Genomic DNA, 25,144 nt, shown 5'->3' on the forward strand with positions numbered 1-25,144 from the left:
GCAACAGGCCCGCGATTCACCAGCGCACCACCTCCAGCCCGAGTCCGCCGACCTGATGAAACAAGCGCTTGGACGGACACACGGCGACGCCGTGTTCGGCCCAGGACAACAACGGCAGATCGGCATGCGAATCCGAGTAAGCCGCCACGCCCGCGCCGTCCTCCGGCATGCCGGACAAGGCCTTGACCCGGCGCAGTTTCTCGTCGTCGCGACAGTTCTGGCCGTCCATGCCCACCAGTCGCCCGCGGCTGTTCCACGCCGAGCGCGTGGCGAGCACTTCCTCGATGCCGAGTTTCGCGGCGATGCGCTCGACGTAGATATCGAAGCTGGCCGAGGCCAGGACCACGCGCACGCCCTGGCTCTGGAACTCGCGCAACTGTACCAGGCCTTGGTCGCGCATGGCTTCGGCCAGCAGATCGTCGACGAAGCGCTCGCTCCAGGCCGCCACCCGCGCCCGCGGCTCGCCGCCGATGAAGGCGCGCAGCATCTCGGTCTTGAACCAGGTCCGGTCGCCCCAGCGCCAGAACTTCAGCAGGGCCAGCGGCAGGCGCCACAACATCAGGCTGCGGCGCTTCCGGTGATGGCGCAGATAACCCACGATGAACGGCAGGAACGTGTCGTATTCGGTGAGCGTGACATCCAGATCGAATACCACGATGCGCGGCGAGAATGACAATGCGACGCTCGCTGACTTAAAAATCCATGATCACAGCTTAGCTCATCGCGCCGGGCAACCCACGCATGCCCCGTCTTGCAAAGGACGGTCAGAGTCCCGACCATCGGTGCATTGCCACTCGCCTGTAAGCCCCATGCGCAGTCCCCGCTCTCCCAGCCTCGCCCAGCAACGCCGGCTCGCCGCCCGCCTCGGCTCCGAGCTGTCCCGGGACGTACCGCTGGCCGGCAAGACCAGCTTTGGCATCGGCGGCCCGGCCGCCCTATATTTCGAGGCCACCACGCCCGAGGCCCTGGCCACCGCGGTCCGCGTCGCGCGCGAGGAAGACGTGGATTTCTTCCTGCTCGGCTCCGGCGCCAATATTCTGATCGGCGACCACGGCTTCTCCGGACTGGTGATTGCCAACCACGCCCGCTCGCTGACGGTGCGGGGCACGCGCGTGTTCTCCGCCAGCGGCGCACTGATCTACCCGGACGTGATCGATGCCGCTGTCGGGCACAGCCTGTCCGGACTGGAACACTACGTCGGCATTCCGTCCACGGTCGGCGGTGCGCTCTGGCAGAACCTGCATTTCCTGTCGCCCGCGCCCGAACGCGAGCGGACCCTGTTCATCGGCGAGGTGCTGGCATCGGCCGATATCCTGAGCGCCGACAACGAGCGCCGCATCGTCGATGCCGATTACTTCGAGTTCGGCTATGACCAGTCCGTGCTGCACCACCGCGACGACATCGTTCTATCGGCGACTTTCGAACTGGAGCCGGCCAACGGCGAAGCGCTGGCCCGTGTGATGGAAGAGAACCTGCGCTGGCGCGCCGAGCGCCATCCGCCGCTGGATACCGAGCCCTCGGCCGGCTCCATCTTCCGCAAGATCGACGGCATCGGTGCCGGCCGGCTGATCGACGAGGCCGGCCTGAAGGGCTTCACCTGGGGCGGCGCCCAGATTTCGCCGCGCCACGCCAACATCATCGTCAATCGCGGCAATGCCACGGCCGCCGATGTCTGCGGCCTGATCATGCACACGCAGAAAACGGTCGAGGCCGCCACCGGCTACTGGCTCACGCCGGAGATCTCCTTCGTCGGCGATTTCGCCCCGGTCCGGCGCGTGCGTCAATCGGCGGCCGGGTAACCAAATGGTCATCCCTCGGTCACCGATTCGTCATCTACAGCCGATAATTTGAGATTTGCCGGCCCACACCGGCACACACCAATAATCGCATCGCGTTTGATACCGGTTTCGGGGGTATGCCCCGTACCGGCGGCCGGCCCGAGGGCCGGTCTTTTTTTGCCGCAAACGGAAAATAAATCCTTTCGATTATTTTCCAAGCGGCGTCGATCGTGCTAAACCGTCGATATAGTCATATTCCGCCGGAGCCGCGCGTGCATCGCCATCCCTATCGTCCGCGTCGCGAACTCGCCACCCACACGGTCACCAACCAGCCGCCGCCGCTGGTCGATTACAACGCGTTTGCAACCGATACGGCGCTGGCGGCCGCGCTGGAGCGCGAAGGCGGCGGCTGGGGCGCCGAACGCGCCCGGGCGTACGGCGCGATCGCGGGCGGCGAATTACTCGATCTGGGCTTCAGCGCGAACGAAAATCCGCCAACGCTGCATGCGTTCGACCGCTACGGCGCGCGCATCGACGAAATCGAGTTTCATCCGGCCTATCACCGCGCGATGCAGCTGGCCAAGGAACACGGCCTGCATTCGCTGAGCTGGACCGCGGATCGCCCGGGCGCGCAGGTCGTGCGCAGCGCCCTGTATTACCTGCACAACCAGTTCGAGGCCGGCACCGCCTGCCCGCTCACCATGACGCATGCCGCCGCACCGGTGCTCGCCCGCTTTCCGGAGCCCGGCGCCCGCTGGCTCGACGGCGTACGGGCCGCGGCCTACGACCGGCGCGTGATCCCGGCCGCCGACAAGACCGGGCTGACCGTCGGCATGGGCATGACCGAAAAACAGGGCGGCTCGGATGTCCGCACGAACACCACCGTGGCCAGCGCCACCGACCGCGCGGGCGTATTCACCCTGCGCGGGCACAAATGGTTCTTTTCGGCGCCGATGTGCGACCTGTTTCTGGTGCTGGCCCGCGAGGGCGACGATCTGTCCTGCTTCGTGCTGCCGCGCTGGACCGAGGCCGGCGAGCGCAACGCCATCGATATCCAGCGCCTCAAGGACAAGCTCGGCGACAAATCCAACGCCTCGTCCGAAGTGGAATTTCGCGATGCCGAGGCCTATCGCATCGGTGAGCCCGGCCGCGGCGTGGCGACCATCATCGAAATGGTCGCCCAGACCCGGCTCGACTGCATGCTCGGCTCGGCCGGGCTGATGCGCCAGGCCGCGGTGCAGGCCATTCATCACGCCCGCCACCGCGAGGCCTTCGGCCAACGCCTGGCCGATGCCCCGCTGATGCAGGAAGTGCTGGCCGATCTGGCGCTGGAATCCGAAGCCGCAATCGCCTACGCCATGCGCCTTGCGCGTGCGTTCGAAGGCGCCACCGAGCACGAAACGCGTCTGGCGCGGCTCGCCACGCCGGTGGGTAAATACCTGATCTGCAAGGCTGCCCCGGCCATGGTCAACGAGGCCCAGGAATGCCTGGGCGGCGGCGGCTATGTCGAGGAATCGATTCTGCCGCGGCTCTACCGCCAGGCCCCGCTGAACTCGATCTGGGAAGGCTCGGGCAACGTGCAATGCCTCGACCTGTTGCGCGCGCTGGCCAGGAGCCCGGACAGCATCGCCGCCCTGGAAGCCGAACTGGACACGGCCGCCGGATGCCACCCCGCCTTTGATGCCCACTGCGCCGCACTGCATACGCGTCTTGGCGAAAACGCCGACGACACGGCCGGCGCGCGCCGCCTGGCGGGCGACATCGCGCGCGCGCTCCAGGCCGCGATCCTGCTCACCGGCGACGCGCCCTGGGTCGGCGAGGCATTCTGCGCGGCACGCCTGGCGCCGCGCCGGCCGGACGTCTATGGCACGGCCGGCCTCGGCGACGCCGCGGCCCCGCTGATCGCACGAGCCGGCATCGACTGAAAACGCGCTTCCCGACCCATAAATAGCCTTGCGCGGAAATAGTCTTGACCGCTGACTATTTCCAAAGAATAATATCGGCCTGCTCCATCATGGAGAGCCGAACGTGTCCATCTGTCTCCCCGATTCCATCCGTACGCGCCTGCCGTACCTGCTGGCGCGTGCGCACCAGCGTCAGCTCGATGTGCTGGCGCGGCATACCGCGGCGTTCGACATTGCCGGGCGCGACTACGCCGTCATGCTGCTGCTGGAGGCCCACCCGCGTCTCTGGCAAAGCCAGATCGCCGAGGCGCTGGGGCTGGATCGCACCACGGTGACGTATCTGGTCGACGGGCTGGAAAAACGCGACTGGGTGGCGCGCCAGCGCGATCCCGCCGACCGGCGTGCGCACGTGGTCGGCCTGACCGAGGCGGGCGAGCAGGCCCTGGCCGATATCAAGCCAGCGGTGATCGAAGCCAAGAAGGAGCTGCTCGCCCCCCTATCCGACGATGAACAGGATCAGCTGCGCGATTTGCTCACGCGCCTGATCGCGGAGGCGCCATGAACCGTCGATTGATTCAGCTTGGCCTGCTCGGCACGTTGGTCGCCGCGCCGATTATGCCGGCGCTGGCCACTGGGGCCCAGGCGCCCGGCGGTGGCGACGATTCAGCACCGGGGCCCACGCGCTCGCTGTCGCTCGAACAGGCGGTGAACGACGCCCTGGCCACCAACGTCAATACCCTGATCGCGCGCGCGAAAGAGGATGAAGCGGCCGGCCAGCGGGTCTCGGCGCGCTCGGCCTTTCTGCCGCATGTCTCCGGCCAGGTCAGCGAATCGCGGCAGAAGACCAACCTCGCCGCGCAGGGCTTCAGTTTCGGCTCCGATGTCGGCCCCCAGGCCGGGGCGGCGGCGGGCGGCCCGAGTTTCCCGAGCACAGTGACCTACAACAACTTCGATGCCCGCGCCAAGCTGCGTCAGACCCTGTTCGATTACAGCGCCTGGCAGGATTACCAGGGCGCCAGGCTCGGTGAGAAGGTGGCCGCTGACAAGCTCGCGGTGGCGCGCGAACAGGTCGCGACACAGACCGAGCTCGACTACGTTCAAGCGCTGTCGACACGACGCGCGGTCGCGGCCGCGCAAGCCAACGTCAAGCAGGCGCGAACACTGCTCAAACTGGCGCGCGATCAGGCGCATGTGGGCGTGGCCACCGGTGTGGATGTCACCCGTGCGCGGGCGCGGCTGGCCCGCGATCAAGCTGATCTGGCGCAGCGCCGGACCGAGCGCACGCGCGCCGAAATCCAGCTCGCGCGGACCACCGGGTTGCCGCTGGATGCCCATCTCAAGCTGACCGATCCGCTGGTGTTCCGACCCATGCCGCTCGGCCCGGTCAATACCGCGATCAACACGGCCCTGGCCGACCGGCCCGAGATCACGGTCGCGCGGATGCACATCGCCCGCGGCCAACGCCACCTGGCGTCGGCACGGGGCCAGCGCCTGCCGACGCTCTCGGTCGAAGCCGACTACGGCGCTTCCGGCAACACACCGAGCCGGAACGACCAGCCCACCTACGCCTTCGGCGCCAGCCTGAGCCTACCGATCTTCGCCGGCGGCCGGATTTCCGGGCAGATCGATTCCGCCGCCAGCCAGCTCGACCAGCAGCGCATCCGCTTCCACGATACGCAGCGGCAAATTGAACAGGACGTGCGCACTTCGCGGCAAACACTCAAGACCCTGTCCCAGCGCGTGCGCGCGGCCCGCGCCAACCTCACGCTGGCCAAGCAGGAGCTGAGCCGCTCACGCGACCGGTTCTCGCGCGGCGTGGGCGACAACGTCGAAGTGGTCGATGCCCAGTCCAATCTCGCCGATGCCCGCAACAGCCGCATCGATGCACTGGCCGAATACACCCGCGCCCGCATCAATCTCGCCGCCGCCCTCGGCCGCGCCCAGCAATTCAGCCTCACTCAGCCGGTAACGCCATGAGCTCGACCGATCATGCCAGCGAACAGACCGCCGAACCGGCCACCCCGCCGCAGAAACGCAACGGCAAGGGCCGCCGCGTGGCGCTCATTGCCGTGACCCTGGTGGTCGTCTGCGGCCTGCTCTGGTTCGTGTGGTGGTTCCTGCATCGCAACGACGTGTCCACGGACGATGCCTACGTACAGGCCAATATCGGCCAGATCGCGCCGCGCGTGACCGGCACGGTGGCCAAGGTGTTTGTACGCGACAACGAGCACGTCAAAAAGGGCGATGTACTGTTCACGCTCGACCCGGCTGACTTCAAGGCGGCACTGGCCAAGGCCGAGGCCAACCTGCAGGCGGCCAAGGCCTCCTACAACGCCAGTCAGAAGGATCTGTCAGTCACGCGTCAGACCAGCGCGGCCGACATCGACAATGCCAAGGCGGCGCTCGAATCGGCCCAGGCCGAGGCCCAGCGCGCCGAGGCGGACGCCAAACGCTATCGCGCCCTGTACGCCAAGCACGAAGTCTCCAAGCAACAGCTCGACCAGAAGAACACCCAGGCGAAATCGGCCGAGGCCCGGGAGCGCCAGGCGCGCGCCAAGCTGGCCCAGGCCAAGGCGTCGCCGGATCGCATCCAGTTGAAGCAGTCGCAGGCCTCCTCGGCGAAGGCCAAGATCGCCCAGGCCCGGGCGCAGGTGGATCAGGCGCGACTGAATCTCTCGTATACCGAGATCCGGGCCTCGCATGCCGGCAAGATCGCGAAGAAATCGATCGTCGCCGGCAGCCAGATCAGTGCCGGCCAGTCCGCCATGGCGCTGGTCCAGACCCATCCGTGGGTGGTCGCCAACTACAAGGAGACCCAGCTCGACCGGGTCCGCCCGGGCCAGCCGGTCTCCATCGCCATCGATGCCTATCCCGATCATGAGTTCACCGGCCGGGTGGAATCGATCCAGCCGGGCACCGGTGTGACCTTCTCGCTGCTGCCGCCACAGAACGCGACCGGCAACTTCGTGAAGATCGTGCAACGCGTGCCGGTGAAAATCATCTTCTCCAAGCCGGCCCAGCTCAAGGGGCTTGATGTCTCGCCGGGCCTGTCCGTTGAGCCGACCATCAACGTGGCCGGGCCGATCAAGCATCTGGACCGGGACGATATCCCGGCGACCGAGACCGGCCACGCGCAATGAGCAGCACCGACGCGGCCGGCGACACCCCGGCCGATCCGGCCACCATCGCCGCACGCACCGAGTATTCGCCCGGCCGCTGGCTGATCGCCGCCGTGGTCGGCCTGGCGGCGTTCATGGAGGTGCTCGACATCTCCATCGCCAACGTGTCGCTGCCGCATATCGCCGGCTCGCTGTCGGCCAGCCAGGACGAGGCGACCTGGGTCCTCACGGCCTATCTGGTGTCCAACGCCATCGTGCTGCCCATTTCGGGCTGGTTCTCCCAAGTGCTGGGCCGCAAGCGGTTCTTCATCGGTTCGATCGTGTGTTTCTCGATCGCATCGCTGGCCTGCGGCATGGCGCCCTCACTGACCTGGCTGGTGGTGTTCCGCATCATCCAGGGCGCGGCCGGCGGCGGCCTGCAGCCGGTCTCGCAAGCGGTGCTGGCCGATTCCTTCCCGCCGCGCGAGCGCGGCATGGCATTCTCCATCTACGGCGTGGCCGTGGTGTTCGCGCCGGCGATCGGGCCCACGCTCGGCGGCTGGATCACCGACAACGTCTCCTGGCACTGGATCTTTCTGCTCAACGTGCCGGTGGGCATCGTACTCACCATCCTGGCCTGGGCCCTGGTCCACGACAGCGCCGCCTACGAAAAGGCACGCAAGGCCAAGATGGCCGACGGTTTTTCCATCGACTACATCGGCTTCGCCCTGCTGATCGTGGGGCTGGGCTGTTTGCAGATCATGCTCGACAAGGGCCAGGACAACGACTGGTTCTCGTCGACCTTCATCGTCGCGATGGCGGTCGCCTCGGGCCTTTCACTGATGGCCCTGTTGCTGTGGGAGCCGTTCCAGCGCCATCCGATCATGGATCTGAGCCTGTTCCGCTACAAGAACTTTTCCATCGCCAACATCATGATGTTCATGCTGGGTTTCGTGTTGTTCGGCTCGACCCTGCTGATCCCGCAGTTCGTGCAGCAGGTGCTCGGCTATACCGCGACGCTCGCCGGGCTGGTGATCTCGCCCGGCGGCTTCGTGATCGTGGTGATGATGCCGATCGTGGGCATGCTCTCCGGCCGGGTGGATGCGCGCTGGATGGTCGGCATCGGGCTGACGCTGGTCTCGATCTCCATGTTCCACATGACCGGCTTCGACCTGGACAGCTCGTTTTCACAGCTGGTGCTCGCACGCTGCCTGCAGACGCTGGGCCTGGCCTTCATCTTCATTCCGGTGACCAGCATCGCCTATGTCGGCGTGCCGGCGGACAAGACCGACCAGGTTTCGGCCATGGTAAATCTGACCCGCAACATCGGGGGCAGTGTGGGTATTTCGCTGGTGACCACCTGGCTGGCCCGGCGCGGCCAGTATCACCACGAAGTGCTGGCCTCGTCGGTCAAGCCCTACGACCACCAGACCCAGGCGCTGCTGCATCAACTGACCCAGCACTTCATGGCCGCCGGCGCCGCGATGAGCGAGGCACGGCATCAGGCCCAGGCCACCATCGCCCACCTCGTGGCCCAGCAGGCCCGGCTCATGTCCTATATCGATGACTACTGGATTCTCGGGGTCGTGATTGCCTGCCTGGTCCCGCTGGCGCTGCTGATGTCATCCGGCAAGGAAGACGACGACAGCGACACCCCGGCGGCCCACTGAGCCCGATCGGTCCGGGCTACGGCTTGGGCTGAAACAGCAGCGACGGGGCCAGCGGCCGGAGTTCGTCGCGGTCGCTCTGGTGTCGTTCGGCTTCGCGATCGATTTCGCAGGTCAGAAACCACAGCCGCCGCGCCTGCTCATCGCTCAGCCCCGCGAACATGAGGCCGGCCTGACGCCGGGCGCCGGAATACGCGGCCACGTCGCGCACACGCGCGCCGAACACGTCCTGCTCCCCGTTGGGAAACAGCAGGCGCACATTGACCATTTCGTCGGGTTCGATCGGCGCGGCATCGGCTGCCAGCGCGAGCCGGCACCCACCCACCGACAGATCGACCAACTGACCCTGTACGTCCGGCGCTTCGGGCCGCGTCAGGCAGACATCGACCCGCATGCGGCCGGGCACCGGGCGCGCGCGCCAGTCATGGCGCGCGTGGCGCAGCGTCAGCCGCATGGGCAAGCGGGTGCGCAACTCCATGTATCCGGTACGCGCGTCTGGCGCCACCAGATCACAGCGCATCGCCGAGGAGACCAGATGCCCGGCACGCCGTCCCGCCTCGAGTTGCAGCATGTCGCCCACCGCAATCGGCATGGCATGGCCGGCGTCGGCGCGCAGCCAGCGCAGCCGCTCGGGATCGCCGCCGGTTTCGGCCAGCAGGACGTGATGCCCGCGGCCATCGGCCAGCCCGCGCAGCAGCACCTGTTCGCCCTGCTCGCAAAGATCGATCAACGTCGCAGCCACGGCAGCAGGATCGGTGATCAGCGTGTATGAATTGGCAGCGATCGACATGACCGTGAAATGGCAGCGCGGATATCAACATATCGGCGGCGGCGCGCACGACTTGAGTCCGGCCGGCTCAGAGACTGCGCCAACCGCCCCCATCGGCCACCGCCCGTCCGCGGGCGGCCAGGTGCAGCAGATGGGCATGGACCTGCAACGCAGCCATGGTCTGCAGTCGATCATGCAGCTGGGGATAAAGCGTTTGCGCGATATCTTCCGCGGTGCGCGGCGCATCGGCCGACAGCGCCGCCGCCACTTGCGACTCGCGCTGCCGGCGATGGGCGATCACCTCGGCGATCGCCGAGCCGGGCTGTTCGATCACCCGTCCATGGGCCGGGGCGATACGCCGGACATGCAGACCGGCCAGGCGTTCCAGGGTCGAAAAATAGGCCCCCATGTCGCCGTCCGGCGGCAGGATCACCACCGTGGCATCGGTCATCAACGCATCGCCGGCCAGCAGCACGCCGATGTCGGGGAGTTCGAACGCCACATGGTCGGCCGCGTGCCCAGGCGTATGCCGGACCACCATCGACATGCCGCCCGCGGTTAGTGTCTCGCCGTCGGCCAGCGGCTGGTCGACCGGCACCGGCCGGTCGTAGTGGGCCAGCTCGGGCTTGGGCCAGGCCCGCACCGGCGCACCGGTGCGCTCGGCCAACCAGCCCGCGCCGCCGACATGGTCCGGATGCCGATGGGTTAGACAGATCGACGCAATCTGGCCGTCGCAGGCGGCGATCAATGCCTCTAGATGGGGCTCATCGTCCACACCGGGGTCGACGATCACGTACGGCCCATGGCCCACGATATAGCTGTTCGTGCCCGGGCCCGTCATCAGCGAGGGGTTGGGGGCGGTCAGACAGCGCAGCCCCGCGTCGACCGTCACCGGCCCGGCAATCCGATCATGCCGCTCCGTCATCCCTTCCCCCTCGTGCGAGACCGGCCAGCGCGGCGGCCGTATCCCGATAATGCGTCAGTCTTGCCAGCGTGGCACGGGTCGGCGTCATCAGCCAGCGACGACCGGCGTCGGCGTCGGCGAGTGCGGCGGCCGGCGCGACCCAATCCGCCGCTACTGTCTCACCCCCGTCAGCGCGGGCCGGCTGATCGGCCGGCGCGGCCAGCGCATAGAAACGGGTGGCATAGCGCTTGGGCGGGCCCGGTGGCGTCGTCCAGTGGGCAAAGGCCACCGGCGCGGTGAGGTCGAGGTCGAGCGCCAGGGCATCGACGACGTCCGCCCAGGCACGGCGACCGGTATTGAGTGCGATGCGCTCGGCCGCCACGCGCCCGGCGTCCAGCGCCTTCGCCGTGAACAGCAGCCCGGCTTCCTCGAAACACTCACGCAGCGCCGCCATGCGCCACGCCGCATCCGGCAGCCCGCAGCCGACGCGATAACGTCCGGCCAGCCCCGCATCCGTCGCATCCACCGCCCCGCCCGGAAACACATCGGCACCGGCACCGAAAACATGACCGTGATGACGGCGCAGCAACAGCACTTCGAGTCGGCCCTGCCGGCCGTCGCGCAGCACGGCCACGGTCGCTGCGTTGCGGATCGCTACCGAATCATGCGGATGGGGCGCCTGCGTCATATTCGATAGGATACCGGTATTACGTCTGTACACTTCATCATGCATCGCGTATTCGTCTACGGCACGCTGCGTGCCGGCGAGCTCAACGAGTCCTGGCTCGGCGGTGCCGTGCATCGCGGTTCTGCGACCACGGCGCCAACGTTCACGCTGGTCGACGCCGGCGTCTACCCGGCGGCCCTCGACTACGGTCGCACGCCGATCCGGGGCGACGTATACGACGTCGATGCCGCCACCTTCGCCGATCTCGACACGCTGGAAGGCTATCCAGTGTTCTATACCCGTCGCCGTATCATGACCTCGGCCGGCGAGGCCTGGATCTACCTGTGGGCCGCCGCGCGCAACCGGGTCTGGCCCGTGATCGATTCCGGCGACTGGCCGCGCTATCGGCGTTTACGCGATCAACCGGGAGAGCTTTCGTGAACCGTAGCGCGCCACCGCAGCCGCAATCGGGCCGCAGCCCGATCCGCGATCTCTACGACCTGATTACGGGCGACGAGAACGCCCGTGTCTGCACCGATATCTCGGATGAGGCCTGCCGCGAGCAACCGACCAATTTCTTCGTCCACCTCGTGTCGCTTTTCGCCAACAAGGCCGGCGATCTGGTGGCCAGTCCGAAACTGGTGTTGCCGTGGCTGATGGCCGTGCTCGGCGCGCCAACCTGGATGGCGGGGCTGCTGGTCCCGATTCGCGAATCACTTGCCCTGCTGCCCCAGCTGGTGATTGCCGGCTGGATGCGTGCGCATCCGATTCGCAAGTGGTTCTGGGTCGCGGGCGCCGCGGTGCAGGGGCTGTCGGTACTGGCCATGATCGGCGCCGCGCTTGCCTTCGACGGGGCCATGGCCGGCGGCCTCATTCTTTTGCTGTTGATCGTGTTCTCGCTCGGACGCGGTGTGTGCTCCGTGTCCTACAAGGACGTCCAGGGCAAGACCATTGCCAAGACCCGGCGCGGCACGCTGTCCGGCTATGCCTCCAGCGCGGCCGGCGGACTGGCCGTGCTGCTGGGTGCGATCCTGTGGTTCGTGCCGGCCAGCCAGCACCTGAGGCCGATTCTGGCACTGCTCGCACTGGCCGGCGTGCTCTGGGTCACCGCGGCCTTCATCTTCGCCGCCCTGCGCGAGTTTCCCGGCGCGACCGAGGGCGGCGGCAACGCCCTCAAGACCGCGGCGGACAGCCTCGCGCTGCTCCGCGACAAGCCGGCATTCGGCCGCTTCATCGCGGTGCGCGGCCTGCTCATCGCCACCGCCCTGGCCGCGCCCTATTACGCCCAGCTCGCCCGCGCCGCCGGCGGGCCGAGCCTGGCGCATCTGGCGATCCTGTTGCTGGTCAGTGGCCTGGCCTCACTCGTATCCGCCCCGTTCTGGGGGCGTTTTTCGGATTATTCGTCGCGTCAGGTCCTGATGCTCACCGGCGTGGCGGCCGCCGTATTGAATGCGCTGGTCGCACTCGCCGTCTGGACCGGGTTCGGCCATATCGCCGGCGTATGGCCGTTTGCCGTGGGTTATTTCCTGCTGGCCGGCATCCATGCCGGCGTCCGGCTCGGGCGCAAGACCTATCTCACCGATCTGGGTAACAGCGAGGATCGCGCCCGACTCACGGCGGTGGCCAACACCACCATTGGTGTGATTCTGCTGGCCGGCGGCGGCGGCGTCGCCGCGATCGGCGAAGCCGGGCCGGCGGTGGCGGTGGCCGTGCTCGCCCTGCCGGCGCTGGCGGCCGCCGCCCTGGCACGCGGCCTGCCCGAACTCGAACAGGCCGCATGATGGACGACGGCTGAACGACACCGGGCGCCGTTGTGCTTTGCGGGTTTCGTTCGGCGAAGAAAATGATCCGCAGATGTCACAGATTACGCAGATGCGGTTGTACTTTCGCGGCATAGCAGATTCGAGGCGCGAACCGGCGACGGAGTCGGCCAGCACGCCGAACTCGAAGGCTATCCTTGGGAACAAAGCTCAGGCAGCCGTTCGCGCCCAGATCGAGCCAGCGTCCCTAACGACTAACCGCCATCTGCGTGTATCTGTGTCGATCTGCGGATAAACGCCTTAAGGAACGAAGTGACAGGGCACGCGGCGCCCCGGAACCGCAGATGTCGCGACCCAATCCGCCCACGCTCGCTTCGATGAATCAAAAGCCCATGACGAGGTGGTCGTTGCCATGGCCTGTACGCTGCTCGGGCTGTCGTTGTGATGACACATCGACACGCCCTAATCGGCGGCGTTCAGTGGCCGATCGTATGCGCGCCGGCTGTCGAGTCGCTTGCAGATCGCCGCCAGTCCCGCGCCCGAGAGATTGTGCCAGACCGAAAACACCGCCCCCGGCAACGCCGCCGCCGGCGAGAAATACTGCTGCGCGAGGGCCACCGCCAACCCCGAGTTCTGCATGCCGACCTCGATGGCGATGGTGCGCGCGGCCACGCTGTCGCGCGTGGCGAGCCAGGTCAGACCAAACCCGGCCGACAGCCCGACTCCGTTGTGGAGGATCACCGCCAGCAGCACCAGCGCGCCGAGGGTGGCGATCGCGGTGGCATTGAGCGCCACGACGATCGCGATCACGAGCCCGATCGCCGCCGCCGAGCCGAGCGCGCACCAGCCGTCGCGATCGACCCAGCGATCGCCGATCGCGCGGTTGACGAGCATGCCGCCAGCCACCGGCGCCACCACGATTTCGGCGATGGAAATCAACATGGAACCCACTGGCACCGGGATATGCGTGCCGGCATAGAACCAGGTCAGCAGCGGCGTGGCGACCACCGAGGCGAGTGTGGCGATGCTGGTGAGCGTGATCGACAGCGCCACGTCGCCGCCGGCCAGGAAACTGATCACGTTCGAGGCCGTGCCACCGGCCACGCTGCCCACCAGGATCAGGCCGAGCGTGAGCTGGGCCGATAGGCCCAGCACATGCGCCACGACCCAGGCGGTGGCCGGCATCAGCCCGAATTGCAGCGTCAGCCCCAGAATCACGATCGGCCAGCGTCGGATCGCGCGCGAGAAATCGGCCGGGCGCAAGGTCAGCCCCATGCCGAACATGATCACGACCAGAAACGGCACGATCAGAAACGCGCCCGGCTTGAACAGGCTCGGCCACAGATAGCCGGCGATCGCGAGTGCGGCCGCCCAGATCGGAAACAGCACCGCGATACGGGCCGGGCTCGGCGCCCTCATGCCATCACCCCGGCGCGGCTCGCCTGGCGCAACGGATCGAGCCCGGTCGCGCGCAGTAGCGCCGCGGTTTCATAGACGGGCAGGCCCATTACCGCCGAAAAACTGCCCGACAGATGCGAGATGAACTGCCCGGCATGGCCCTGGATGGCATAGGCGCCAGCCGCATCCTGCGGCTCGCCGGTGGCCCAGTAGGCTGCGATCGCCGCCGCGTCGAGTTCGTCCAGGGTCACCTCGCTGACCACCGTCGTCGTTTCGGTCACGCCGTCCGCGAACAGGGCCACGCCCGTGATCACGCGATGCGTGGTCCCGCCGAGCGCGCCCAGCATGCGCTGTGCATCGGCGAGATCGACCGGCTTGCCGAAGGCCTCGGCGCCGTGCGCGACCACGGTGTCCGAGCCCAGGATCCGGGCGGCCGGGTAAGCTGCCGACAGGGCCTCGGCCTTGGTTCGCGCCAGTCGCTCGGCCAACGCATCGGGCGTCTCGCCCGCGCGCGGGGTTTCATCGATATCGGCCGGGATCGCGGTGAACGTCAGCCCGAGTTGTTGCAGCAGGCGGGCCCGCTGCGGCGAGGCCGAGGCCAGGATCAACGCATCGCTCATAGATTCTCCACATGCTCGATCAGGCGCCCGGTTGCGACCAGATCGAAGAAAGCATCGCGCATGAAACGCCCGGCATCGACCGCCTGTCGCCAGGCCCGTTCACGGCGGGCGTCGTCGCCAGCATAACGATAAAAATCACGCCGCCCGGGCACCGCGCCATCGACCAGGCGATCATTGAACGCCGGGCCGGGGCCCACCAGCAGCACATGATCGGCATGGCGCGGCGTCCGCCAGCCGAGCCGTTTGTCGAGCCATCCCGGCACCAGCCGCGTGTCGAAATGCGGCATGAGCACGATCGGCGCCGTGGTACCGGCCGCCAGCAGCGGCTGGTCGATGTGATAATCGGTCAGGCCGCCGTCGCGGTACAGACCGGGCGGCGCGCCGGCCGGATTCTTCACGGCCCGCATGATCAACGGCACATTGCCGCTGGCGAAGATCGCATCCCGCAGGTTGTGCTCGGTCAGCGCCACCGTGCGGCTGGCAATGCCGTCCTCGGCATAGACCATCGAGTCGCCATCACGGGCGAACACCACGCGTTCGAAGAACGCGCCCAGCCAGCGTCGCGAAGCGGCATTGGCCAGCCCTGCGGCGACCGAGCCGGCGGCCAGCAGCGCACGATGATCGGTAGCCATCGCCGCGCGCGAGCGGACCGTCATCGCGTGCAGGCGATAGCGCGGATGGGTCAGCACACCCCGGCGCACCTCGGGGGTGAGCACTTGATCGAGAATACCCGCGAGCGTCGCGGTGATCTCGGCGGCATCCGGCTTCATGCTGTAACACTGGCCGATATAGGCCTCGGTCAGCGCATCGAGCGCCGCGCCCGGATCGCTGGGGTGACAGGCCACCGCGCCCGCCCAGGCGCCGATCGAGGAGCCCACGATCGGCAGCGGCGCTTCGCGTTCGGCGAACCAGTCGGTGAACAGCGCGCGATAAAACGCGGCAATCGCCAGCCATTTCGGCCCACCGGCCGCGCCCGCAAGTGCACCCACCCGCGCGGGAGTGAGCCCGCCTTCGGCCAGCGCAACGCGCGCGGCGGGCCCGGCTTTCAGGGTCAGATAGCGGGCGCTGTCGGTCATGGCATACAACGAAAAAGCCGGCGCACCGCAGTTCGCGATACGCCGGCCGCAGCGAATATCATAGGGTGTGTCTCACGACGACACGCCCTGGCACCGTCGATTACTCGACGGTCAGGATCTTCATCGTGTTGGTGCCACCCGGGCCGGTGAAATCGCCCTTGGTGATCAACACGCGGTGGCCGGCGCTTACATCGTCACGCTCCCTTAGGCAGGCCATGGCTTCGGTGCTCGGCACCATGCTGTCCAGCTCGCTCGGCTTGAACGCCACCGGATACACGTTGCGGCACAGGGCCAGATACTGCTCGGTTCGCGGATACTGGGTTAGCGCGAAGATCGGCACCGGTGCGCCCTGACGCGACATCAGCATGGCCGTGGTGCCCGACTCGGTCAGCGAGATGATGGCATCCGCGTGCATGTTGCGGGCGGTATAGACCGTGGCCATGGCGATGGCCTCGTCGGTGCGCCGGAAATGCGCCGCCAGGCCGGCGGGGGCGCGTTCGGCCACCGCCTCGCGTTCCGCGCCCTGGCAGATGCGGCTCATGGCTGCGACCGTCTGCACCGGATACTTGCCCACGGCCGATTCGGCCGACAGCATCACCGCATCGGTGCCGTCGAGCGTGGCGTTGGCCACGTCGAGTACCTCGGCGCGGGTCGGCGTCGGGTTCTCGATCATCGACTCCATCATCTGGGTCGCGGTGATCACCAGCCGGTTCATCTCGCGCGACTGGGCGATGATGCGCTTCTGTACGCCCGGCAGCTCGGGATCGCCGATCTCCACGCCGAGATCGCCGCGGGCCACCATGACCACGTCGGAGGCACCGATGATTTCCTCAAGCGCGCCCAAGGCTTCGGCACGCTCGATCTTGGCGCACAGCCGGGCGCTGCCGCCAGCTTCGCTCATCAGCCGGCGTGCCTGGTGCATGTCGGACGCGCCACGCACGAACGATACGGCCAGGAAGTCCACTTCCAGCGACGCCGCGAGCTTGATGTCGTCCATGTCCTTTTCGGTCAGGCCGCCGGCCGACAGGCCGCCGCCGCGCAGGTTCACGCCCTTGCGCCCGGACAGCTTGCCGCCGACATCAACCCGGGTGACGATGCGCGGGCCGTCGACCTCGGTCACCGTCAGCGCGATGGCGCCGTCGTTGACCATCAGCTGGCTGCCCTTTTTCACGTCCGCCAGCAGCGGCTTGAAATGGATGGCAACCGCGTCCTTGGTCCCGGCGCCAGCGTCCATCTCGGTATCGAGCGTGAACGTCTGCCCGTTGTCGAGTTCCACCGAGCCGTCCACGAACGATTCGATGCGGATTTTCGGGCCCTGCAGATCACCCAGCACGGCCACGGCCTTGCCGAGTTCCCTGGCGACCTTGCGCACGGTATCCACGCGCCGGCGGTGCTCGTCGGCGGCGCCGTGGGAGAAGTTGATGCGTACGGCGTCGACGCCGGCCTCGATCAACTGCTTCAAAGTTTCCGGACTGTCGCTGGCCGGGCCGAGGGTGGCGAGTATCTTGGTTTTGCGATGCATGCGGGGGACGCTAGCACAACCATTTGAAAAGCGGCAGACCCTCGGGCCGCGAGCCGCGCCAGCACATCGCCGACGCGGATGGGAACGTGCCCGAACCGCGCGATCCTGCGCAGTCGCGCGCGCCCGGTCGCGGCACGATTGGACACGCCAACGCGACGCTCGCAAGCAACGGCAACAGACCCTAGACTGCGCCCGGTCATCCGTTAACGTCCGTTGCCGATGTCCGCAACCCCGCCCGGCGTGCTGGCGCGCGCCGGAATCCTCGTTCTGCTGTGGCTCACCGGGATGACGATGCGCGCGCCGATTCTGGTGGCCGCCCCGCTCGGCCCCCGCATCGCCGAGGCGCTGTCGCTGAACCAGACCGGTGTGGGTGCACTGACCACGCTGCCGGTACTGGCGCTGGGCCTGGGCGCGGTGCCAGCCGCCTGGCTGATCGCCCGCTTCGGCGCCCGCAATGCGCTCATGCTGGCCGTGATTCTGACCGGCGTGGCCTCAGCGGCGCGCGGTGTCGCGCCGGATGCCGGCATCCTGCTCATCGCCACCGCGGCCACGGGGGTCGGCATCGCCATCATGCAGCCGGCGCTTCCGGCGCTGGTTGCGCGTTGGTGCCCGGGCTTTGTGGCCCTGGGCGCGACGGTCTATCTCAACGGCATGATGGTGGGCGAATTCATCGGTGCGGGTCTGACGCTGCCGGGGCTGTTGCCGGCGGTCGGCGGCGGCTGGCGCGCGGCGCTGTTCGCCCTGTCGATCCCCATCGTCGTACTCGCGCCGTTCCTGCGCATCCCGCGGCTGCACGGCGAGCGTCCCACGCTCGATCAGGTCGCGCGCTGGCCGGATTGGCGCGACGCGCGCGTCTGGCGCTTCGGCAGCCTGCTGGGGCTGACCGCATCCACGTTCTTCGGGTTGAACGCCTATATGGGCGCGATATTGGCCAGCAAGCATCTGGCATCGCATATCGATCTGGTGCTGGCGATCTTCAATGCCGTGCAGTTGTTCGTCTCACTACTACTGATGGCCACGATACGCCGCGTGCTGGCCCTGCCGCGGTTGCTGTTCGCCACCGTCGTGCTGCATATCGCCGGGCTCGCCGTGGTAATGGCCAGCGATTCGCTGTGGCTGATCGGCGGTGTGGTGGCGATCAGCCTGGCATCGGCGGTCCAGCTGATTGCGTTGACCAGTCTGCCCGCGTTGATTCTCACGCCCGCACGGGCCGGCGCGGTGGCAGCCGGCATGTTCGCCGTCGGCTATGTGCTGGCCTTTGTCATCCCGCTGCTCGCCGGCAGCCTGGTCGATGCCAGCGGCACCACCGCCAGCGCGCTGTATTGCCTGCTCGGCCTGAACATGCTGTGCCTGCCGCTGGGCTGGCACACGGTCACCGGCCTGGAGGTTCAACGCGCATAGCGCAGCCCCTGTTCCAGACCGCGCAACTCGGCCAGCCCGCGCAACCGGCCGTAAAGCGGATAGCCGGCACGGGTGGCGCGCGCGGCGTCGCCGAGCACGTGGTGACCGTGGTCGGCCCGCATCGGCAGCAACGCGCCGCCGGCGGCCGGTCTTCGATCCTCCTCGTCGAGCAGCACCGCCATCACGCCCGCCATATCGACGTCGCCGCCCAGGTGCTCGGCTTCGGCGAACGAACGCGGCTCGACCAGATCGCGCTCCACCGAGCGCAGATGCACGAAATGGATGCGCGGCGCGAACGCGCGGGCCATGGCCACCAGGTCGTTATCGGCGGCGGCGCCGTAGGAGCCGGTACAGAACGTCAGGCCGTTGGCCGGGCTATCGACGGCGCCGAGAATCCAGCGGGCATCGTCGGCGCAGGAGACGATGCGCGGCAGGCCGAACAACGGCCGTGGGGGATCGTCGGGGTGAATCGCCAGGCGCACGCCGGCAGCCTCGGCGACTGGCACCACGCGCTCCAGGAAGTAGCGCAGATTCTCGCGCAGCCCGGCATGGCCGATGCCGCGATAGGCCGCGATCGCTTGCCGGAACCCGGTCAGATCGTAGCCCGCGTCGGCGCCGGGCAGCCCCGCGGTGATGTTGTCGGCAAGACGCTGACGCGCGGACCCATCGAGCGCATCGAAATGCGCTTTCGCGGCGGCCCGGTCGGCCGAGTCATAGTCGTTCGCCGCGCCGGGGCGCTCCAGGATGAACAGATCGAAGGCCGCACAGGCAATATAGTCGAAGGCCAGCGCGGTGCCGCCGTGGGACAACGGGCGCGCGAGCTCGGTCCGGGTCCAGTCGGCGACCGGCATGAAATTGTAGGCCACGGTCTGCACGCCGGCCGCGCCAAGCCGGCGCAGCGTGGTGGTCCAGGCATCGATGTCGGCGTCGCGGCCAGGGCCGCCGGTGCGGATCGCCTCGGTCAGCGGAATACTCTCCACCACAGACCAGTGCAGTCCCGCCTCCTCGATGGCCGCCTTGCGCGCCTCGATCGCGTCAACCGGCCAGGCGGTATCGTTGTCGATCTCGTGCAGCGCGGTCACGATGCCGGTCGCGCCGGTCTGGCGGATCTCGGCGAGCGTGACCGGGTCCGGCGGACCGAACCAGCGCCATGTGTATTCCATCGTCGTCTCCTGTTATTCGTACGCCCCGTGGGATCGGCAGGCACCGATCACGATGTCTATACTTGCACCATAACGATAGTGTCATCTTCGGCCAGGCGGACCCGCACGGTCGAACGATGCCCATGGGCGTCCCCTGCTCGATAGCGCGGCACTCTGGCCGAACCGAGTACGGGACGTGTTTCGAGGAGTTCGATGAGCGATTCGCGGCCGCAGGCCCAGGACAGCACACGCCGCCCGACCATTCGCGATGTCGCGCGCGACGCGGGTATTTCCAAGACCAGCGTCTCGCGTTTCTTCGGCGACGAGCGCCATCGCCTGTCGGAGGCCATGCAGGCCCGCATCGAGCAGTCGGTGGAACGCCTCGGGTTCCGGCCTGATCGCATCGCCGCCAGCCTGCGCGGCGGGCGCACCCGGCTGATCGGTGCGCTGGTCGCCGATATCCGCAACCCCTACAGTGTCGCGCTCATCCATGCCGCCGAGCGCGCCTGCGGTGAGGCCGGGTATTCGCTGATGGTCTGCAACACCGACAACGACGAAACCCTGGAGCGCCGGCATCTGGAGGTGCTCGACGGTTACAGCGTGGACGGCCTGATCGTGAACACGGTCGGCCGCAATACCGAAGCGCTGGAGGCCATGCGTGAGCGCAGACTGCCGATGGTGCTGGTGGATCGCCAGATCGACGCACTGGATTGCGACATGGTGGGGCTGGACGATGTCGCTGCGGTGGACGAAGCCATCGCACATCTGGTGGCGCGCGGCTACGAGCGGCTGGAACTGATCATCGAGCCGGTCGCCGGCATCAGTTCGCGCATCGCCCGCGCCGAAGCGTTCGAGGCAGAATGCCGGCGCCGCGGTCTGGCAGCGGACCGGCACGAAGCCGTGATCGAACAGGCCGGTGCACCAGGGCTCGACGAACGGCTGGCCGAGCTGATGGCCGAGCCTCGCCCCACCGCCGTGCTGTGCGCCAACGGCGTGGTCACGCTCGCTGTGTGCCATGCACTGCAGCGCCTGAACGGCTTCCACCGGCTTGGCGTGCTGGGCATCGACGAACTCGCCTGGTGTGCCCTGGCCGGCCCCGGCATTTCCACGCTGGCACAGCCCGTCGATGCCATCGGCCGCCGCGCCATCGGGACGCTGCTGGCCCGCATCAATGGCGACACCGCACCGGCCGCCGTCCATCGCCTGCCCGCCACACTCCAGGCCCGCGGCTCGACCGCGCCACCGGCATGACGACCGGGCCGCACGCCGCGCGCGCGGACGTGGTCACCTTCGGCGAAAGCATGGCCCTGTTCGCGGCCGACACACCCGGCGATCTGGCGCGCGTGGCCCATTTCACCCGCCGGCTGGCCGGCGCGGATAGCAATGTCGCCATCGGCCTGGCCCGGCTCGGGCATGCCGTGGACTGGACCAGCCGCGTCGGCAACGATGCCTTCGGCCGCTTCATCGTCGAATCGCTGGCCGCCGAGGGCATCGACGGCCGCCACGTGGTCGTCGACAACACGCGCCCGACCGGCCTGCAGATCAAGTCGCGCAGCGAGGACGGCAGCGATCCGGAGACCGAATATTTCCGCCGGGGCTCGGCGGCCAGCGCCCTGAGCCCGGCCGATCTTCCGGCCGAACGCATGGCCGACGCGCGGCACCTGCATTGCACCGGTATTCCGGCGGCCATCAGCGATTCCGCGCATGCCTTGTGTCATCACGCCATGGACGCCATGCGCGCAGCCGGCGGCACCATCTCGTTCGATCCCAACCTGCGGCCGAGCCTGTGGGCGAGCGAACAGGCTATGCGCGAGGCGATCAATGCCCTCGCGGCCAAGGCCGATTGGGTGCTGCCCGGCATCGACGAAGGCGAGATTCTGACCGGCTCGCGCCAGCCCGAGGCCATCGCGGATTTCTATCTGGGCGCCGGTGCCGGCGAAGTCGTGGTCAAGCTCGGCGCCGAAGGCGCGTATTGGCAGTCGGCTGACGACCGCTGCCGGGTAGCGGGCCGGGCGGTCGAGCGGGTCGTGGATACGGTCGGCGCGGGTGACGGTTTTGCGGTCGGCTTTATCAGCGCCCGGCTGGAAGGCGGCACGCCGCGGGCCGCGCTCGAGCGCGCCAACGCGATTGCCGCCCGCGTGATTCAGTATCCGGGCGATTCGGACGGGCTGCCGCGCCGCCACGAACTCGACTGACCGGCTACCGGGGCGACCGGCCCACCGGCGCGGCGATCAGTCGTGGTCGTCGTCATCGCCGTGGTCGTGGCCGTGGTCGTGGTCGTGCCCATAGCCATGGTTATCATCGTCCCGGCCCCGGTCATGATCCTGGTCATGGTTGGACCGGTCATGATCGTGGTCGTGGTCGTGGTCGTGGTGGTAGCCGCCGTGATCGCGATGGCGCCAACCGTCATGGTCGTGATACGGCGGCGCACAGGCGGCCAGCGCCAGCAGCAAGGGCGCGGCGAGCAGAAATCGTTTCATGACGATATTCCATTGAATTTATTGCCAGCAAGCTATGCTGTGCGGCCTGAACAATGCATGAAAACCGGGACTTGTTCGCCGTGCAAAACGGCAACGGGCCGTCGCGCAGCAACACAACCCAAGGATGGTTCGTCATGAACGACACCCCGGTCATCCACGCACGCGGGCTCGGCAAGCGTTTCCGAGGCAAGGTCGCGCTCGCGGATGTCGACCTGAACGTGGGCCCGGGGCGCATCGTCGGTCTGATCGGGCCCAATGGCGCCGGCAAGACCACGCTGCTCAACCGGCTGCTGGGGCTCGCCAATGGCGAGGGCGAACTGCGCATTCTGGGCCGCGACCCGATCCGTGATCGCGATGCGCTCATGCGCGAGGTGTGCTTCATCTCGGACGTCGCCACGCTGCCGCGCTGGCTGCGGGTACGCGAGGCGGTGGCATTGGTGGACGGCCTGCACCCCAATTTTTCACGCGCGCGCTGCGAACGTTTCCTCGCCCGCTCGGCACTGGAGCCGGCGCGCCGGGTCGGCCAACTATCCAAGGGCATGATCGTGCAATTGCATCTCGCGCTCATCATGGCGATCGATGCCCGCCTGCTGGTGCTGGACGAACCCACGCTCGGCCTCGACCTGCTGTTCCGGCGCTCCTTCTACGACAACCTGCTCGGCAACTATTTCGATGCCAGCCGCACGATTGTCGTCACCACCCACCAGGTCGAGGAGATCGAGCGCATTCTCACCGACGTCATCTTCCTGCGCGACGGCCGCAAGATGCTGGATACCTCCATGGCGGAGCTGGCCGAACGCTTCATCGAGGTGCGCGTGGCCCCGGCCCGGCTGGCGGCCGCCCGCGCGCTCGGCCCGCTCGGCGAGCGGCGCCTACCCGGCGCCCACGCCCTGATCTTCGACCGCAGGACCGGAATCGATCGCAGCGCCGTGGCCGCACTCGACGACAACCCGCGCGCCCCCGCTCTGGCCGATCTGTTCACCGCCTGCATGCACCCGGAGTCCGCATGAACACTGCCTGGCACAACATCCGCTGGCTGCTGCGGCGCGAAGCCATGGAGCATCGTCGCTTGATCGTGGCGCCGGTGCTTCTCGGCGGCATCATGATCCTGCTCAACCTGCTGCTGCTCGTCTCCAGTCTTTTCGGCCACGGCGGTCGTCGGATCCATTTCGAATTCCACAACGGCAGCGTACTGAACATGCTCGCGGTCAACCTGCAGCCGCCGGGCCCGGGCCATGCCGCCGACCTGGGTCCGGCGGTATCGCTGCTACTGCTGGCCACGCTGCTGCTGTTTGCGCTGGCGCTGGGGACGGCGATGGTGTCCTACGCCCTGGGCTGTCTATTCGAGGAACGCCGCGATCGCAGCATCCTGTTCTGGAAATCGCTGCCCGTCAGCGACGGTCAGAGCGTGGCCGCCAAAACACTGATCGTCATGATCGCCCTGCCGGCGATCTACACCGCCGCCGCGCTCGTGACCGGCTGGATCTGCATCGGCATCTACATCGTGCCCCTGCTCGGCGGCGGGGCCGCGGCCCGTGATCTGATCGTCCAAACTCATCTGTTGGCGATCAGCGGCCTGACCGCGGCCGCGCTGCCAGTCTATCTGCTGACACTGGCGCCGGCGGTCGGCTGGCTGCTGCTGTGTTCGGCCACGGCACGCCGCCATCCGGCGCTCATGGCCGTGATCGTGCCGGCCTTTTTTGCCGTGCTCGGTGGGCTCGGGCTGCCGAATCCGGCCTGGCATCTGCTGGTCGGCCCGATCCTGCCCACCGGATTCATCCGCGCCCTTTCCGCGCTCGGCGCCCAGGGCGGCCTCGGCCCGGCGCTGGCCGCCGTTTATCGACCCATCACGACGCTCGATCTGTGGCTGGGGCTGCTCTTTGCCGCGGTCTGCCTGATCGCGGCGACCCTATACCGGCATCGGTTCACAACGCTGGTGTGACGCCGGGCGCGGCACGAACAGAGCGCGCCATTGCCGCGGACGGCGGCGGCCTCCTTAGCCGATCGCCAGCATCCGGTCGATGGGACGGCGCGCGGCTTCGGCCAGCACCGGGTCGACCTTCACCTCATAGCGATCGTAGGCCAGCGCGTCGCGCAGCTTGGCCAGCGTAGTCAGCTTCATGTACTCGCAGACCGAGTTCTCGCTGGCCGGGTGGAAGGTCTTGCCGGGATTTTCCTTTCTCATCCGGTGCAGGATGCCGGTCTCGGTCGCCACCACGAATTCCTGGGCCTCGGACTCGTGCGCATGCGTGAGCATGCCGCTGGTGGAGTGGATGTGCGCGTCCTTGCAGTCGAAGCTCATCGCCGAGTTCATCATGCAGGCCGTGGAACAGCCGCATTCCGGGTGAATGAGGATCTCGGCGTTGGGATACTCGCGCTGCTTGGCGGCCAGATTCATGTCGCCGATCTTCTCGTGCACGTGGCAGGCGCCCGGCCAGATGTGCAGCTTGCGCCCGGTGATCATCTCCACATAGGTGCCGAGGAAGCGGTCCGGCAGGAACAGAATCTCTTCGTCTTCCGGGATCGCCTCAATCACCTGCACGGCGTTGGATGAGGTCACGCAGTAGTCGCATTCCGACTTGATCGCCGCCGAGGTGTTCACATAAGCGACGACGGTCGCGCCCGGATGCTCGGCCTTCCAGGCCTGCAACTGTTCCAGCGTGATGCTCTCGGCCAGCGAGCAGCCGGCGTTGAGGTCGGGGATCAGCACCGTCTTGTCCGGCGAGATGATGGATGCCGTCTCGGCCATGAAGTGCACGCCGCAGAATACGATCACCTCGGCATCGGTGGCCGCGGCCTGGCGCGACAGGCCGAGCGAATCGCCAAGATAGTCGCAGATATCCTGAATCTCGGGGCGCTCGTAGTTGTGCGCCAGAATGACGGCGTTCTTGGCGGCCTTGAGCCGCTGGATGTCGGCGACGAGCTGTTCGTTCTGGGTGGTCATGTCGTGCTTCTCCT

At 67.6% G+C, this 25,144-nt stretch carries 24 protein-coding genes; 13 read left to right on the top strand and 11 right to left on the bottom strand.

Annotated elements, in window-relative coordinates; translation table 11 throughout:
- Positions 1–16: 16 nt before the first annotated feature.
- Positions 17–676, bottom strand: a complete 660-nt coding sequence (locus SALB1_RS03250) for an HAD family phosphatase (protein WP_158590598.1) — start codon at positions 674–676, stop codon at positions 17–19.
- Positions 677–809: 133 nt separating this feature from the next.
- On the opposite strand from SALB1_RS03250, the gene murB reads away from it, so the two are divergent.
- From murB to SALB1_RS03280, 6 genes are all read left to right on the top strand, one after another.
- The gene (gene murB, locus SALB1_RS03255; protein WP_109992550.1) at positions 810–1,799 is read left to right on the top strand and encodes a UDP-N-acetylmuramate dehydrogenase; all 990 of its coding nucleotides are present in this window, start codon (positions 810–812) and stop codon (positions 1,797–1,799) included.
- Between the two features lie 251 nt (positions 1,800–2,050).
- Positions 2,051–3,703 (top strand): acyl-CoA dehydrogenase family protein, encoded by a 1,653-nt coding sequence (locus SALB1_RS03260; RefSeq protein ID WP_109992551.1) that lies wholly within the window; start codon positions 2,051–2,053, stop codon positions 3,701–3,703.
- Positions 3,704–3,806: 103 nt separating this feature from the next.
- Positions 3,807–4,244 (top strand): MarR family winged helix-turn-helix transcriptional regulator, encoded by a 438-nt coding sequence (locus SALB1_RS03265; RefSeq protein ID WP_109992552.1) that lies wholly within the window; start codon positions 3,807–3,809, stop codon positions 4,242–4,244.
- The gene (locus SALB1_RS03270; protein ID WP_109992553.1) at positions 4,241–5,659 is read left to right on the top strand and encodes a TolC family protein; all 1,419 of its coding nucleotides are present in this window, start codon (positions 4,241–4,243) and stop codon (positions 5,657–5,659) included. The genes SALB1_RS03265 and SALB1_RS03270 overlap by 4 nt, the downstream gene beginning before the upstream one ends.
- On the top strand, positions 5,656–6,822 hold the full coding sequence (locus SALB1_RS03275; protein ID WP_109992554.1) for an HlyD family secretion protein: 1,167 nt from the start codon (positions 5,656–5,658) through the stop codon (positions 6,820–6,822). The genes SALB1_RS03270 and SALB1_RS03275 overlap by 4 nt, the downstream gene beginning before the upstream one ends.
- The gene (locus SALB1_RS03280; protein ID WP_109992555.1) at positions 6,819–8,450 is read left to right on the top strand and encodes a DHA2 family efflux MFS transporter permease subunit; all 1,632 of its coding nucleotides are present in this window, start codon (positions 6,819–6,821) and stop codon (positions 8,448–8,450) included. Before SALB1_RS03275 ends, SALB1_RS03280 begins: the two co-directional genes overlap by 4 nt.
- Before the next feature lie 16 nt (positions 8,451–8,466).
- Here SALB1_RS03280 and SALB1_RS03285 read toward each other — a convergent pair whose 3' ends face one another.
- The 3 genes from SALB1_RS03285 to SALB1_RS03295 all read right to left on the bottom strand — a co-directional run bounded on the left by SALB1_RS03285 (position 8,467) and on the right by SALB1_RS03295 (position 10,808).
- A complete protein-coding gene (locus SALB1_RS03285; RefSeq protein ID WP_109992556.1) occupies positions 8,467–9,237 on the bottom strand; it encodes a PilZ domain-containing protein in 771 nt (256 codons plus the stop codon).
- A gap of 67 nt (positions 9,238–9,304) precedes the next feature.
- A complete protein-coding gene (locus SALB1_RS03290; RefSeq protein ID WP_109992557.1) occupies positions 9,305–10,141 on the bottom strand; it encodes an MBL fold metallo-hydrolase in 837 nt (278 codons plus the stop codon).
- Positions 10,125–10,808 carry an NUDIX domain-containing protein gene (locus tag SALB1_RS03295; protein ID WP_158590599.1) on the bottom strand — a complete coding sequence of 228 codons (684 nt, stop codon included), beginning with the start codon at positions 10,806–10,808 and terminating at the stop codon, positions 10,125–10,127. Before SALB1_RS03295 ends, SALB1_RS03290 begins: the two co-directional genes overlap by 17 nt.
- 39 nt (positions 10,809–10,847) lie before the next feature.
- Here SALB1_RS03295 and SALB1_RS03300 point away from each other — a divergent pair, with 39 nt between their 5' ends.
- A complete protein-coding gene (locus tag SALB1_RS03300; protein WP_109992559.1) occupies positions 10,848–11,228 on the top strand; it encodes a gamma-glutamylcyclotransferase in 381 nt (126 codons plus the stop codon).
- On the top strand, positions 11,225–12,568 hold the full coding sequence (locus SALB1_RS03305) for an MFS transporter (protein ID WP_109992560.1): 1,344 nt from the start codon (positions 11,225–11,227) through the stop codon (positions 12,566–12,568). The genes SALB1_RS03300 and SALB1_RS03305 overlap by 4 nt, the downstream gene beginning before the upstream one ends.
- Positions 12,569–13,009: 441 nt before the next feature.
- On the opposite strand, the gene SALB1_RS03315 is transcribed toward SALB1_RS03305, so the two are convergent.
- The 4 genes from SALB1_RS03315 to pyk all read right to left on the bottom strand — a co-directional run bounded on the left by SALB1_RS03315 (position 13,010) and on the right by pyk (position 17,163).
- On the bottom strand, positions 13,010–13,966 hold the full coding sequence (locus SALB1_RS03315; RefSeq protein ID WP_109992562.1) for a bile acid:sodium symporter family protein: 957 nt from the start codon (positions 13,964–13,966) through the stop codon (positions 13,010–13,012).
- A complete protein-coding gene (locus SALB1_RS03320; protein WP_109992563.1) occupies positions 13,963–14,565 on the bottom strand; it encodes a nucleoside triphosphate pyrophosphatase in 603 nt (200 codons plus the stop codon). The genes SALB1_RS03315 and SALB1_RS03320 overlap by 4 nt, the downstream gene beginning before the upstream one ends.
- The gene (locus SALB1_RS03325) at positions 14,562–15,641 is read right to left on the bottom strand and encodes a patatin-like phospholipase family protein (protein WP_109992564.1); all 1,080 of its coding nucleotides are present in this window, start codon (positions 15,639–15,641) and stop codon (positions 14,562–14,564) included. The genes SALB1_RS03320 and SALB1_RS03325 overlap by 4 nt, the downstream gene beginning before the upstream one ends.
- 100 nt (positions 15,642–15,741) lie before the next feature.
- Positions 15,742–17,163 carry a pyruvate kinase gene (gene pyk, locus SALB1_RS03330; RefSeq protein ID WP_109992565.1) on the bottom strand — a complete coding sequence of 474 codons (1,422 nt, stop codon included), beginning with the start codon at positions 17,161–17,163 and terminating at the stop codon, positions 15,742–15,744.
- A 219-nt stretch (positions 17,164–17,382) separates the two neighbouring features.
- On the opposite strand from pyk, the gene SALB1_RS03335 reads away from it, so the two are divergent.
- A complete protein-coding gene (locus tag SALB1_RS03335) occupies positions 17,383–18,564 on the top strand; it encodes a CynX/NimT family MFS transporter (protein ID WP_109992566.1) in 1,182 nt (393 codons plus the stop codon).
- Here SALB1_RS03335 and uxuA read toward each other — a convergent pair.
- The gene (gene uxuA / locus SALB1_RS03340; protein WP_109992567.1) at positions 18,552–19,727 is read right to left on the bottom strand and encodes a mannonate dehydratase; all 1,176 of its coding nucleotides are present in this window, start codon (positions 19,725–19,727) and stop codon (positions 18,552–18,554) included. The two genes, SALB1_RS03335 and uxuA, sit on opposite strands and share 13 nt — an antisense overlap.
- A gap of 192 nt (positions 19,728–19,919) precedes the next feature.
- Here uxuA and SALB1_RS03345 point away from each other — a divergent pair, with 192 nt between their 5' ends.
- Both SALB1_RS03345 and SALB1_RS03350 read left to right on the top strand, forming a co-directional pair.
- A complete protein-coding gene (locus tag SALB1_RS03345) occupies positions 19,920–20,957 on the top strand; it encodes a substrate-binding domain-containing protein (RefSeq protein WP_109992568.1) in 1,038 nt (345 codons plus the stop codon).
- Positions 20,954–21,901 carry a sugar kinase gene (locus SALB1_RS03350; RefSeq protein WP_109992569.1) on the top strand — a complete coding sequence of 316 codons (948 nt, stop codon included), beginning with the start codon at positions 20,954–20,956 and terminating at the stop codon, positions 21,899–21,901. The genes SALB1_RS03345 and SALB1_RS03350 overlap by 4 nt, the downstream gene beginning before the upstream one ends.
- A 36-nt stretch (positions 21,902–21,937) precedes the next feature.
- On the opposite strand, the gene SALB1_RS19155 is transcribed toward SALB1_RS03350, so the two are convergent.
- A complete protein-coding gene (locus tag SALB1_RS19155; RefSeq protein ID WP_199678677.1) occupies positions 21,938–22,186 on the bottom strand; it encodes a hypothetical protein in 249 nt (82 codons plus the stop codon).
- 134 nt (positions 22,187–22,320) lie between these two features.
- Between SALB1_RS19155 and SALB1_RS03360 the strand changes: the two genes are divergently transcribed.
- Positions 22,321–23,196, top strand: a complete 876-nt coding sequence (locus SALB1_RS03360) for an ABC transporter ATP-binding protein (protein ID WP_109992570.1) — start codon at positions 22,321–22,323, stop codon at positions 23,194–23,196.
- A complete protein-coding gene (locus SALB1_RS03365; protein WP_109992571.1) occupies positions 23,193–24,128 on the top strand; it encodes a hypothetical protein in 936 nt (311 codons plus the stop codon). Before SALB1_RS03360 ends, SALB1_RS03365 begins: the two co-directional genes overlap by 4 nt.
- Before the next feature lie 54 nt (positions 24,129–24,182).
- On the opposite strand, the gene nadA is transcribed toward SALB1_RS03365, so the two are convergent.
- Positions 24,183–25,130, bottom strand: coding sequence for a quinolinate synthase NadA (gene nadA / locus SALB1_RS03370; protein ID WP_109992572.1), 948 nt, complete (start codon positions 25,128–25,130; stop codon positions 24,183–24,185).
- Between the last annotated feature and the right edge of the window lie 14 nt (positions 25,131–25,144).

This window comes from Salinisphaera sp. LB1 (assembly GCF_003177035.1).
Taxonomy (GTDB): Bacteria; Pseudomonadota; Gammaproteobacteria; order Nevskiales; family Salinisphaeraceae; genus Salinisphaera.